The 13,342-nt window shown below is 38.2% G+C and carries 13 protein-coding genes; all 13 read right to left on the reverse strand.

Going from position 1 to position 13,342, the window contains the following annotated elements:
• Positions 1–120 precede the first annotated feature (120 nt).
• Positions 121–1,350, reverse strand: a complete 1,230-nt coding sequence (locus tag AC6R0T_RS06775; protein WP_303754014.1) for an LCP family protein — start codon at positions 1,348–1,350, stop codon at positions 121–123.
• Between the two features lie 111 nt (positions 1,351–1,461).
• Positions 1,462–2,286, reverse strand: a complete 825-nt coding sequence (pheA, locus tag AC6R0T_RS06780; protein ID WP_303754013.1) for a prephenate dehydratase — start codon at positions 2,284–2,286, stop codon at positions 1,462–1,464.
• A complete protein-coding gene (locus AC6R0T_RS06785; RefSeq protein WP_303754012.1) occupies positions 2,283–2,792 on the reverse strand; it encodes a shikimate kinase in 510 nt (169 codons plus the stop codon). Before AC6R0T_RS06785 ends, pheA begins: the two co-directional genes overlap by 4 nt.
• Entirely contained in the window at positions 2,785–4,074 is a 1,290-nt protein-coding gene (gene aroA, locus AC6R0T_RS06790) for a 3-phosphoshikimate 1-carboxyvinyltransferase (protein WP_303754011.1), read from the reverse strand. Before aroA ends, AC6R0T_RS06785 begins: the two co-directional genes overlap by 8 nt.
• A 20-nt stretch (positions 4,075–4,094) precedes the next feature.
• A complete protein-coding gene (locus AC6R0T_RS06795; protein ID WP_303754010.1) occupies positions 4,095–5,186 on the reverse strand; it encodes a prephenate dehydrogenase in 1,092 nt (363 codons plus the stop codon).
• A 12-nt stretch (positions 5,187–5,198) separates the two neighbouring features.
• Positions 5,199–6,365, reverse strand: a complete 1,167-nt coding sequence (gene aroC / locus AC6R0T_RS06800) for a chorismate synthase (protein ID WP_303754009.1) — start codon at positions 6,363–6,365, stop codon at positions 5,199–5,201.
• Positions 6,365–7,429, reverse strand: coding sequence for a 3-dehydroquinate synthase (gene aroB / locus AC6R0T_RS06805; RefSeq protein WP_206902822.1), 1,065 nt, complete (start codon positions 7,427–7,429; stop codon positions 6,365–6,367). Before aroB ends, aroC begins: the two co-directional genes overlap by 1 nt.
• 2 nt (positions 7,430–7,431) lie before the next feature.
• On the reverse strand, positions 7,432–8,457 hold the full coding sequence (aroF, locus tag AC6R0T_RS06810; RefSeq protein WP_282462547.1) for a 3-deoxy-7-phosphoheptulonate synthase: 1,026 nt from the start codon (positions 8,455–8,457) through the stop codon (positions 7,432–7,434).
• 14 nt (positions 8,458–8,471) lie between these two features.
• A complete protein-coding gene (gene aroE / locus AC6R0T_RS06815; protein ID WP_206902820.1) occupies positions 8,472–9,335 on the reverse strand; it encodes a shikimate dehydrogenase in 864 nt (287 codons plus the stop codon).
• Between the two features lie 384 nt (positions 9,336–9,719).
• Positions 9,720–10,484 carry an ABC transporter ATP-binding protein gene (locus tag AC6R0T_RS06820; protein ID WP_303754008.1) on the reverse strand — a complete coding sequence of 255 codons (765 nt, stop codon included), beginning with the start codon at positions 10,482–10,484 and terminating at the stop codon, positions 9,720–9,722.
• A gap of 3 nt (positions 10,485–10,487) precedes the next feature.
• Positions 10,488–11,369: an ABC transporter permease gene (locus AC6R0T_RS06825; protein ID WP_206902818.1), complete on the reverse strand. Its 882-nt coding sequence runs from the start codon at positions 11,367–11,369 to the stop codon at positions 10,488–10,490.
• A gap of 1 nt (position 11,370) precedes the next feature.
• The gene (gene trpX, locus AC6R0T_RS06830; RefSeq protein ID WP_206902817.1) at positions 11,371–12,408 is read right to left on the reverse strand and encodes a tryptophan ABC transporter substrate-binding protein; all 1,038 of its coding nucleotides are present in this window, start codon (positions 12,406–12,408) and stop codon (positions 11,371–11,373) included.
• Positions 12,409–12,753: 345 nt separating this feature from the next.
• On the reverse strand, positions 12,754–13,329 hold the full coding sequence (locus AC6R0T_RS06835; protein ID WP_206902816.1) for a hypothetical protein: 576 nt from the start codon (positions 13,327–13,329) through the stop codon (positions 12,754–12,756).
• Positions 13,330–13,342 lie beyond the last annotated feature (13 nt).

Consider the following 13,342-nt stretch of genomic DNA (forward strand, 5'->3'; position numbering starts at 1 on the left):
AAATAGTTTCTGCCAGATTCCCTTTAAAAGAAACTAAACTGAGAAAAGAAAAAGTCAAAAAGGATTGGTTTGTGCTGCCCAATTCTCTTTGACTTAAAATTTTACTTAAAAAATGGCAAGTTATTTTGCTAAAAAGTTATTTATTGCTGTCTTATTAGCTTCCTTATCCACCACTAAGACACTACCAGCTTCAGCAGTATTCCCGTATTCCCACGTATCTTTGGCTGGCACAGTCAAACGATCAATCCCACTAGCTCCTTTTAGGATACTAAAGCTATTTTTTACAAGAAAACTAGTCTTTAAATCTGTTCCAGTGTAACCTAAAACTTTACCAGCGGCATAAGGTAATTTAGCAATGGCCAAAGGATTTTTCATCTGACTAAAAATAGCATTCATTACTTGTTGCTGGCGTCTTACCCGACCAAAGTCACCTTCTTCGTCCATCCGGAAACGTGCATATTGCAAAAGGTGTAAACCATCCATGTTTTGTTGTCCTTTTTGAATTGGCACTTCTAAGTTTGTACTCATATTTTTTTCAGCATTAATGGCTACGCCACCTGGAAATAGAGTATCAATGACTTTTTCAAATGATTTAAAATCAACAACAGCATAATATTTACATTCCAATCCAAAATTTTGCGCTAATGTTTGACGAACCAAATCAGCTCCCCCATACGCATAAGAAGCATTAATTTTATTTTGTCCAACACCTGGAATATCAACTAATGTATCCCGCATAAATGAAATCAATTTGGGTTTTTTACTTGGTCCATCTAGTTGTAACACCATAATAGTGTCCGCCCGCGCAGTCTCCCCTTTACGGCTATCACTACCTAACAGCAAAATATTATTGGCCCCATCAGCTGAGGTAAAACCATTAAATGCTTCTGTTTCTTGTTTGGGAATTTCTTTATCAGAAGAGGCGGACATTTTTCCCATTGCAAAAGCGACCCCACTATAAACGAGTAAAAAAAGCAAAAGCCCAATGATAAAGCGGATTACGGGATGCTTTTTCTTTGATTTCTTTATTTTTTTGGGCTTAACTTGACGAGGTTCTTTTTTATTTTCAGTTTCATTGTAGCTATTGTTGCCATTATTGCCTGTATTTATCCCCGTATAATTTTGATTTGTTTTTTTCTTATTTTTTTTAATACCAAAGCTTGGCAATGACTTTTTACTTCTATTTTTACGATCAGCTTCAGCCATTGGCGGCTCTTCTTGGTGGGCATCATTTTGCTGATAGTCTGTTTTTTTGACACTATCATCATCTTTTATTTGTTTACGAGCAAATAAACTTTCTTTTTTATTGGTTTCTTCGTGTATTTCTTTATAGCGATCCATGCGACTCATGTAGGCTACCTCCAAAAGTAAATCATTTCTCTACAAGTTTACCCTAACTGGGTCACAAAAAAAGATGCTATGAAAAAACTTAAGCATTTCATAGCATTTCTTTCAATTATGTTAGTTGTGAGCAAATTTGACAGGATATGTCCCCAAACAAGTAACTTCACCGCCTAGAAGTTCAATTTCCTCCAACGCATTTTCGATTAATTGCTGCGGGCAATTGAGTAACAGGTCGACTACAAAAAAATATTCTCCTAGACTCGTTTTAAGTGGTCGCGATTCAATTTTACTTAAATCAATTTGGCGCCAGCCAAATGCCGCTAACATCTGATGCAGTGCACCCGCATGATTTGCTGGTAAGGTTAAAATTAAGGACATTTTTTCTGCTGTACCAAAATTAAAGGTTTGATTGGTACCCACAAGCCAAAAACGGGTTTGATTGAAATCGTTGTCTTGAATATCAGAACTAATAACTTTCAAATCATAAAACGTTGCTGCTTCATAAGAGGCAATTGCAGCGACTGCTTCACCACTATGCGTGACAACGTAATCGCAAGCAGCAGTCGTGGAAGCTGTTGGAATTAATTCTGCCGCTGGATAATTAGTCGCTAGAAATTTTTGTGATTGTGCTAAAGCTTGCGGATGAGAATAAATCTTTTTGAAATCCCCTTTTGTTAAGGCTAATAGCTGTTGTTTGATTGGTAAAATTACTTCGGATAAGACCTGTAATCTAGGATTTTGAGATAACGTATCAATCGTAGCATGAACCGTTCCTTCTAAAGAATTCTCGATTGGAACAATTGCAAAGTCTATTTCTTCTTTAAGGGCTGCTTGTAAACAGGCTGGAATAGAAGCATAGGCAATTAAGTTTTCTTTTGCAAATTGCTTTCGTGCCGCTTGATGAGAAAATGAGCTTTCGGGACCCAAATAACCTATTTTCATGCCATTGCCAGCCTTTCCATAATTTCTTCAACTATCTCTTCAGGCAATCGCTCTGTGGTTTCAACGACAATCGCGGCGCTGTCTTCATAATGAGTAAGACGCCCATTTAATAAAGAAATAATCTCTTCCTCACTTTTTTCTGTTGCAAGGGGACGAATATTTTTCGTGTCATTTTTAATCCGTGTCACTAGCGTTTGTGGTTCAGTTTTTAAATAAATAACTTTTGGCTGTGCTTTTAAAAGACTGCGGTTTAACGCACTGACCACAATACCACCTCCAGTGGCAATAATTGCTTTAGTTCTTAGATTGTCTTTTAAAACATTTGATTCAACTTGACGAAAAGCAGCTTCACCAAATTGGTCAAAATAGTCATTAATCGGCATTTGTATTTTTTCAGTAATTAAATCATCTAAATCAATCATTGGCCAATTTAACTTTTGGGCTAATAAGCTGCCTACAGTTGATTTACCTGCGCCCATAAAGCCAATTAGTAAGATACTATTCATTTTTTTCACCTACTATATTTTTAACATCGTCAAAAAATTCAGGGTAAGAAATATTAATCGCCTCAGGTTGATCCAATTGTGTTTTGCCGGTGGCAATTAAAGCGGCAATTTGTAACATCATTCCAATGCGGTGATCGCCGCGACTGGATACATGAGCGCCTTTTAATGGTGTGGGGCCATTGATTATTAAGCCATCTGTTGTCGGAGTAATATCTGCTCCCATCTTCTGTAATTCTTCTGCTGTAGCATCAATTCGATTCGTTTCTTTCACCTTAAGTTCTTGGGCATCTTTAATAATTGTTTGACCGTGAGCTTGTGTTGCCAGCAGGGCAATCACGGGCAGTTCATCAATTAAACGAGGAATGATTTCACCGGCGATAATCGTGGCAGTCAATGTCGATGTTGTCATTTTTAAATCCGCTGCTTGATTTTTCTCGTCATAATTTTCTATTTCTAAGCGGGCGCCCATTTGTGTCAAAACATCCACAATTCCGGTCCGCGTTGGATTCATTCCAACATTTTTTAGTATCAATTGACTCCCGGATGTAATCGCTCCAGCAACCAAGAAAAAGGCAGCCGAAGAAATATCTCCTGGAATAACCACATTTTGTCCAGTCAAAGTTTGCGGTCCACTTACGGTTATTTCTTTTTTATTTGCGGTGATTTTACCGCCGAATTGACGGATCATCTCTTCGGTATGATTACGGGAAATTTCCTTTTCAACAATGGTGGAAGTTCCCTTAGCTTGCAGGGCTGCAAAAAGAATAGCCGATTTTACTTGGGCGCTTGCAACTGGCATTTGGTAGTGAATGGGCTGTAAGTTGTTTGTTCCATTAATTGTAATTGGCGGAAACTCACTGCCATTATCCCCCAATAGTGTTGCTCCCATCTGGCGCAAAGGAGCCATTACCCGTTCCATTGGCCGTCTATTTAAAGAAGCATCGCCAAACAAAGTGGTAGAGAAATCTTGACCAGCTAAAATTCCCATCATTAGACGAATAGTAGTGCCAGAGTTACCCACATCAATTGCTTTATCACAAGCCTTTAGACCATTGAATCCAACGCCTGTCACCGTAATTGTCTTTCCATCATCGAAGATTGGAACGCCCAATTTTTTAAAAGCCTTTAGCGTACTTAAACAATCTTGGGCCCGCAAAAAATTTTTAATGGTCGTTTGGCCCGTCGCCAGAGCACCAAACATAATACTACGATGAGAAATTGACTTATCAGACGGTACCGTAATGCTTCCTTGCAAACCTTTTTGTGCTTGTAATAAATCCATAATGCCCTCCTTTTAGTTGCTTATTTAATTCGCGCGGGATAATTGGTATTTTGCAAAATACAGGCTTTCGCACGCATTAAATCCTGCTCATTGCGAAAACTGATTTGCAAAATACCGTGAATATCTTCTCTAGTTTCCTGAATTTTCAGATTAATTAAATTGATTTGATTATGCCCCAATAGACCCGTTACCTCTGCAATTACGCCGGGCGCATCCGGAACATCGACAAACAAATCGTAAAAGGCAGGAATCGCACCATTTTTATGAACCGGCAGGCGGTCTCTGTTATCTTTAGCCTGATTAAAAAAAGTAAAAATTGCACCCTCATCTTCAGTTACTAGCCAATTTTGAACTTTTTTCATTTCTTTGGTCCAACTTTCCAACTGCTGTAAAATTGCATTCTTATTACTTAACAGTATTTCTGTCCACATTATCGGATCAGAAGATGCAATTCGCGTGATATCTCGAAAGCCCCCGGCGGCTAATTGTTTGGCGCGAGGATGTTCTTGATTAAAGATGTCCCCTTGCGTGACTAACCCTGCTGCAATGATGTGTGGCAAATGACTTAGCATAGCTGTAATTTGGTCATGTTCTTTTGGCGCTAGTTCTACAAATTTTGCCCGAGTTCCCCGTAATAGTTCTTCTAATAAGCGCAGTTTACTTTGCGGTGCGTTTTGATTTGTAAAAATATAGTAGGCATTTTCAAATAAATTGACGTCCGCTGCTGTTAAGCCAGACTTATGTGAACCGGCCATAGGGTGTCCGCCAATAAAAGTAAATGGTAAATTTGTAGCAGCTGCCATTATTTGACCTTTTGTACTGGCGACATCGGTTACGATTACATCTTTTTTTAGCTGCAATTGGGCTAATTCTTCTAAATAGTCAATGGTTTTAAAAACTGGTACTGCTAAGATAATAATATCAGCTTCTTTGGCACCTGCTGCAAAGTCAGTTGCTAAAGCGGAAACAATACCTTTTTTAAGGGCAATTGCGCCTGTTTTTTCATGCCAGTCAAACCCAATAATTTTTACGTTTAAATGTTCTTTTTTTATGGCTAAAGCAAGAGATGAGCCAATTAGTCCCAAGCCTACAATAAAAACTTTTTGCTCCATTTAAAAGACCTCCTAAAAGTTTTTAAGGTATTGGCGATACTGGGCCACAGCTGTTTTCAATTCTTCAAAAGAATCGCTGGAAAATTTGTCTAAAATTTCATTTGCTAAGACAGTCGCAACCACATTTTCACAAACGACACTTGCAGCAGGAACAGCTGTACTGTCTGAACGCTCCACACTCGCTTTGTAGGGTTCTTTTGTCTGAATATCGACGCTCATTAAAGGTTTATACAAAGTCGGAATGGGCTTCATCACACCTTTTACGATGATCGTTTCACCGTTGGTCATTCCACCTTCAAAGCCACCTAAGTGATTGGTTGTCCGGCGGTAACCAGTTTCTTGTGACCAAATAATTTCATCCATTACTTTAGAACCTGGTAAATTCGCCGATTCAAAACCAACACCAAATTCTACGCCTTTAAAAGCATTGATTCCGACAATCGCTTGGGCCAGTTTGGCATCTAATTTGGTATCCCATTGGACATAGCTACCAAGACCAGCGGGAACATTTCCCACTAAAACCTCAACAACACCACCAATTGTATCGCCATTTTTTTTCGTCTGATCAATTAACTGTTTCATTTTTTCTTCAACAGCTGCATCCACTACGCGAACATCAGATTCCTCAGAGCGCTTCTTTACTTCTGCAATGCTAATTTCTGCAGGGATGTTCGCTTTAATGCCACCTAGAACTGTAACATGGCCGGCCACCTCAATTGCTAATTCTTTTAATAGTTTTTTTGCCACGGCTCCAACAGCCACCCGCATTGTTGTTTCTCTAGCTGAAGAACGTTCTAAAACATTACGCAAATCATCGTGATGGTACTTCATGCCACCAACTAAATCCGCATGACCCGGCCGTGGGTGTGTGACTTGGCGGAGCTTTTGATCTTTTTTAGCTACTTCTTCTGCAGCCATAACAGTTTGCCAATTTTTCCAGTCACGATTTTTTACGACTAAAGTAATTGGTGAGCCTAATGTTTTACCATGGCGCACACCAGAAGTAATGCGAACCTGATCTTTTTCGATTTTCATGCGACCACCACGACCATAGCCACCTTGACGCCGTGCTAATTCCACATCAATATCTGCTGCTAAAAGTGGCATTCCTGCTGGTATACCTTCAATAATGGCAGTCAATTCCGGTCCATGAGATTCTCCTGCTGTTAAATAGCGCATCATAACGCCTCCTTTAAGTAATCTTTCATTTCAGTTAAGGGAACTTCAACAATTTTTGCTTCCCCAATTTCTTTTAGTAAAATTAATTTTAAATTAGTTCCACGGGCCTTTTTGTCATGTGTAATTGCACTATACAGCGCTTGTTCATCCCAAGTTGGTAGACGGGTAGGTAAATGAAATTTGGTAATCATCTCTTTTAGTTGTGCGGTACTTCCCACTGGAGATAACCCTTTTGCCTCAGCAACACTGTTAATTTTCACCATACCTAAAGCAACGCCTTCGCCATGGCTAATAACGCCATAACCGGCAGTATTTTCTATTGCGTGGCCGATTGTATGACCAAAATTTAAAATGAGTCGCATTCCGTTATCAAATTCATCTTCTTGCACCACTTGACGCTTTACTTCAAGTGCTGACGTGATAATAACTTCTGCCTGATTTAATAAATCTGCTTCATCTTTTAACGCTTTTAATTTCTCCCATAAAATTAAATCAGCAATCGCTGCCGATTTAATAATTTCTGCAATTCCCTCACGCACACGGCGTATTTCGAGAGTCTTTAAAACAGCTGGATCGATTAAAACCCCTGCTGGCTGACTAAAAGTTCCAACTAAATTTTTTGCTTTTTGCGTATTGACGCCTGTTTTACCACCGATACTTGAATCAACTTGCGCTAATAAGGTCGTGGGAATCTGCAAAAAATGAATGCCCCGCATATAAGTCGAAGCAACAAAACCGGCTAAATCACCAATTACACCACCACCTAAAGCAATAATCCCATCACTACGGGTAAATCCTGCTTCGGCTAAAAAGTCGTATAATTGTGCAGCTTGCGTTAAAGATTTACTTGCTTCTCCGGCCGGAACTACGGCTAAATAGGGTGAAAAACCTACACGAGTTAATTGCTTCATAACCGTTTGGCTATATAAAGGCGCGACATTACTATCGGTAATAATTGCTATTTTTTGTGGTGTCCATAAAGAAGCAACCCAAGTTCCCAACTGTTCCAATGCACCACGCTTTATTATGATTTCATAGGAATGTTCCTTTAAATCAACCCACATAACTAGCCCTCGATTTCTTTAATTTTTTCCATCGCAGCATTTAAAATAGTAACTTCTTGCATCATCTTCATGTAGTTTTCTTCATTTAATGATTGTTGTCCATCAGACCAAGCGTTCTTTGGATCAGGATGAATTTCAACGATCATGCCATCAGCTCCTGCTGCCACACCTGCTCTAGCCATTGGTGTAACCAGATCCCAAACACCAGTACCATGGCTTGGATCGACAATAATTGGAAAGTGGCTTAGTTTTTTAATCAAAGGAACAGCAGACAAGTCAAAAGTGTTACGGGTGGCAGTTTCGTAAGTGCGAATTCCGCGCTCAATAAAAATTACAGGAGATTTATCTTGAACCGCAATGTATTCTGCCGCATTTAACCATTCATCAATTGTTCCTGCGATACCGCGTTTTAAGCCGATTGGTTTGCCAGTTTTACCGACAGCTTGCAATAATTTGTAGTTTTGCATATTACGCGCGCCAATTTGTAAAATGTCGCTGTATTCAGCCACCATCTCAATATGGCCTTCATCCATGACTTCAGTGATAACTTTCATGTCAAATTCATCGGCCGCTTGGCGAATATATTTTAGCCCTTCTTCTTCTAAACCTTGAAAAGCATAAGGTGAAGTTCGGGGTTTAAAAGCGCCGCCTCGTAAAATTTGTGCACCGCCAGCTTTCGCAATTTTGGCACATTCTCGAATTTGCTCTAAGCCTTCAATGGAACAAGGTCCAGCCATTGTTACAAAACTTCCATCACCAATTTTAACACCATCTACATCAACAACAGTATCTCCTGGGTGGAATTCCCGAGAGGTTAATTTGTAGGTGTTGGAAATTTTTAGTGTCTTTTCGACACCTTCGTAAGTATTAAAAGGCACATCTTGCATCCCTCTAACATCGCCTTTTAATCCAATTACAATATGTTCAGTTCCTTGATCGATATTTACATCAAGTCCTTCTTTTTTAATTCGTTTAACAACTAATTCTACTTGTTCTTTCGTGGCACCTTGCTTCATAATTACAATCATTTTATCTGCTCCTTTTAACTGTTTTCTACTAGTGGTTTAACAATTTCTAACGGCATTTTTTTACCGGTCCATAATTCAAATGCATAGGCACCTTGATACAGTAACATACCTAAGCCATTAGCTGTTTTTAAGCCTTTTTCTTTTGCAATTTGTAATAATTTTGTTTCCCTTGGATTATAAATGACGTCATAGACGGCTAAATTTTCGTGAAAGGCACTAAAATCAGAAAGTGCAGTCTGATCTTCATTTGGTTTCATGCCGACAGCAGTAGCATTTACTAATAAATGACTGTGGTAAATCGCAGTATTTACTGCTTTTGTATCTGCCAAATCACGTAAAGTAATCGTACATTGTGTTTTTTGCGCTATTGTCTCTAACTTTGCCTGACTTGTCGCAAAAAAATCATCCTGGCGATTAAAAACATTAATTTTTTTGACCCCATCTAAGGCAGCTTGTACACAAATGGCTGTCGCTGCCCCACCTGCACCAATAATGGTCATTTCTTTTTTGATAATGTCCACATTGATATCTGCTAGGCTACGCATAAAACCATTTCCATCGGTATTGTGTCCTACTAGCCCATTACCTGAAGGAACAATTGTATTAACTGCACCAATTAATTTGGCTGCCTCACTTAATTCATCCAAATAAGGAATGACGGCCATTTTATAGGGCATTGAAACATTTGCACCAATCATATTCAGTGCCGTAATACTTTTGATTACAGCGGCTAATTGTGGCTTTTCAACCTCAAAAGACAAATAAACTGCATCAATATTATTGGCTTTAAAAGCGGTGTTGTGCATTAATGGTGAAATGCTATGCTTTGCTGGTTTAGCAATAAGACCTGCCAAACGGGTATAACCAGTTATTTCCATTTTTTTTCACTCCTTAAATTTTTAAAGCCTATGGGTACAAAAAAAGTGCCCACCTAAGATACAACAATCTACAGTGAACACCTGACACGAAAAATACATTTTTCGATGGTATAAAAATAGCCACTATAGATTCTTGATCTACGTGGCTTTAAAGTCATTCCAAAATCCCCTAGCCATCATAGATACAAACTGCTTTGGTTTGTATCCATGTTTTCATGAATACAAACTATCTAAAATAGCTAAAGTAATAATTATTCAGTTGTGGTTTGCTTTTTTGTAACATAAAAAAGTCCTCCGAACTGATTAAGATGGTGTTAAGTATAGATTGATTTTTTAGGTCTGTCAACTAGTTTTTGTAAGAACTATTGTTTCTTTCATCAGTTTTTACAAATCTTCTTCGAAAAAGAGCAGTAAATCAGTCAATGTAAGTTGCGCTTTTTCTGCTTGATTTAAATCTTTTGTTATTTCTCCTTTTTTCAAAAGTAACAAGCGATTCCCATATTTTAAAGCATCTTCCATTTGATGGGTAATCATCATACACGTTAAATGATTTTCTGTTACCAAATCATTAGTCAGTGCCATAATATTTTTTGATGTTTTCGGATCAAGTGCTGCGGTATGTTCATCTAATAATAAAAGTTCTGGTCTTTCAATGGTGGCCATCAATAAGCTTAAAGCCTGTCTTTGTCCACCAGATAAATGGCCTGTAGGCGTATCAAGCTGTTCTTCTAAGCCATTACCTACCTTGGCGCAAAGTAGTTTGAAATCTTCTTTGCGTTCGTTTAAATTTCTGGGACGCAGGCGCCGTTTTTGTCCTCTGCGCTCGGCTAAAAGTAAATTTTCTGCCACTGTCATCCGCGGGGCTGTGCCCATTTTAGGATCTTGAAAGACCCGTCCCAAATATTTTGCTCGTTTTTCTTCACCAAAATTTGTAACATTTTCACCATCTAAAAAAACTTGGCCACTCGTCAAAGGCAGTGTTCCAGTAACCGTATTAAATAACGTACTTTTTCCTGCCCCATTGCCACCAACGATTGTGACAAAATCACCAGGATTTAAAGTTAAACTGACATGGTTTAAAATCGTCCGCTCGTTAGCAACACCATTTTTAATTTTTTTAACAGCATTTTTTATCGTTAATACGCTCACAGGCTATGCCTCCTTTTCCAATCCAGTTTTTAAATTCAATTTTTCTTTCAGGGTTGGAATCATTAAACAAATCGCTAAGATTGTAGAAGAGAAAATTTTCAAATACGTTGTATCAAAGCCTAGGTAAATAATTAAGGTGATAATTGCTTGATAAATAATACTGCCCACTACCACTGCAATCAACCGTTCAGCAAAGGCTAATTCACCAAATAACACTTCTCCAATTATAATTGAAGCCAGACCGATAACGATTACCCCAGTCCCCTTTGAAACATCAGCATACCCGTCATTTTGCGAAATAAGTGCTCCGGATAATGCAATTACGCCATTAGAAATTGTTAACCCTAAAATCTTCATGCGATCGGTTTTAATTCCTAATGAGCGGGCCATTACTTCATTATCGCCAGTAGCAATATAGGCTTGGCCTAAGTCAGTATTAATGAAAAAAAGGACTAAAATTATTGTAATAATAACTGCAAGCAAGCCTAAAATGACGATGTCAAAATAATTAGGTAGGTTTAAATTAGTAAAAAAAGTTTGAATCCTAGGAAAATTACTTAACCCTTTGTTGGGACTTTGCATGACAAATAAAATAACTGAATTCAACCCTGCCATAACTAAAATCCCAGCTAAAATCACCGGTATTTTCCCTTTGGTAAATAAAATTCCGGTAACAAAGCCAGCTGCCATCCCAGCTAAAACACCTAATAACGTTGCCAAGATAGGATGAATTCCACTGGTAATTGCAGTCACGCACACAGCGCCACCTAAAGGGAACGTTCCCTCTGTTGTCATATCAGGAAAATTTAAAATACGATAAGTTAAATAAATCCCAATTCCCAGCAAGGACCATAACAGTCCTTGCCCAATTGTTGAAACGATCATTTTATTCGTTATCTCCTTTAGCTGTTTGTACTAGTTTTGCAGTATCTTTTAAATCTGCAGGTAAAGTCAGATTAAATTTTGCCAATTGCTCTTCATTAATAATAGTATCACCTTTAGTGAAGGTGTACACGGCTGTATCTTGTGGTTTTGATTTGCCCGCTAGAATTGCCGCTGCCATTTCCCCTGTTTTAACACCTAACTCTTTTTGATTAATTCCGATTGTCGCTAATCCACCTTGTTCTACCATCGTATCTACTGACGGAAAAACGGGAATATTGTTTTTATCAGCTTCTTGCGTCACTGTCTCCATGGCGTTGGCGACGGTATTGTCATTAGGAATAAAGATAAAATCAACAGACTGTGACAATACTTGTACAGCTTGTGCGACTTCATTTGTTGAAGTTACAGCTTTACGTTCGACAGTTAAGCCAAGTTTTTTAGCAGCCGTTTCTGCTTGACCTGTTTGAAATTTTGAATTCATTTCAGAAGAAGAGTACAAAAGACCTACTTTTTTGCCTGCTGGTAAAAGCTTATGGGCTAATTCAATAATTGAAGCAACTGGCGGCTGATCAGAAACGCCGGTAATATTTCCCCCTGGTTTTTCGTTACTTTCCACTAAACCAGCCCCTTTAGGATCAGTAACCGCACCTAATACGATAGGAATGGTTGTTGTAGCGTTTGCTAAAGCTTGTGCGGCAGGTGTTGCAATCCCAATTAAAACATCTGCTTGATCACTAACTAGCTGTTTGCTCATGGTATCTAATTTACTTTGATCAGCTTGGCCATTTTGAAAATTAATTTTCAAATTTTTACCTTCCTCATAGCCGGCTTCTTTCAAACCTTCTTTCACACCCTCATAGATTTGATCTAAAGCTGGATGGCTCACAAATTGTAAAACACCGACAGTAAGGACTTTTTCTTTATCATTTACCGTTTGTTCTTTGTTATCCTTTGAATTATGAAGCAATTGAAAACCTAAAAATCCAACTAAGATAATTCCCAATGCAATCACTGTGTACATTAACCCTTTGTTTTTCATCATTATTTCCTCCTAAGATATGTTTTGAGATGAAAAAAAGCAATTTCCTCTACCCGCGGAAATTGCTTTTGTAAACAAAATCCGCATAGAGATTGTCTCTATGCGGAATCATCTCAATATTACCAGCATAGATACAAGTTTTAGAGTTCTCTAAAAAGTTGTATCTATGGAAAAATCCATCAATACAACTATCTACGCCAAAATTGCCATGCAAATAAATTTCCTTTGGTTGTAGTAAATAGTTTCATGATGGCTCACCTCGTTTTGTTTTTGTTGTAGTTAAGAATACCGTAGAATTTTTCAAGCGTCAATACTAATTTTAATTTTTCAGAAAATTTAGTAAAATCAATCATCCAAGTCTTTAATATTCCACATCGGCAGTCGATTTAATTCTGGAATAAATTCTTCGTCGTAATTTGTCAGCTCACTTACTTCAAAGCGGTTTTTTTCCACCCCTTTTTCAAAGAAGATAAAGGTTACTTTACTAGGGTTAACTTTGTATTTTTGAGCTAGATTTTGTGTGTCATACACTAAAGGATAATAATAAAAAGTCCGGTTTAACTCTTCTTTCTTTTCACCATTTAACGTATTCAACACGTGGTTTAATTCTTGCCCATATGGTGGTGCAAACATAACAGAAATTGCGTTAGCCGACTTTATTTCCTGGTCTTCACTTCCGTAGTCAAAGGACTTGATTTTATTACTTTTAATAGTAGGATGAATTAATTCTACATACTCAGATTGTCGAATGTGGGCGACAGCCACCACCATAGTTGCAGAAAAAAGTGTGACACCAATCAATAGACCTAAGACTGTTAAAAGTGCTTTACGTTGATTTTCTTCGGCCCAACTGGCAAAATCTTGCCATATTTGTCTAAAACCAGCTTTTACGCTGACAAAAAAATTTTGAATGATCTTCATTGTCTGGCTCCTA

The sequence above is a fragment of the Enterococcus sp. S86.2 genome, assembly GCF_059834485.2.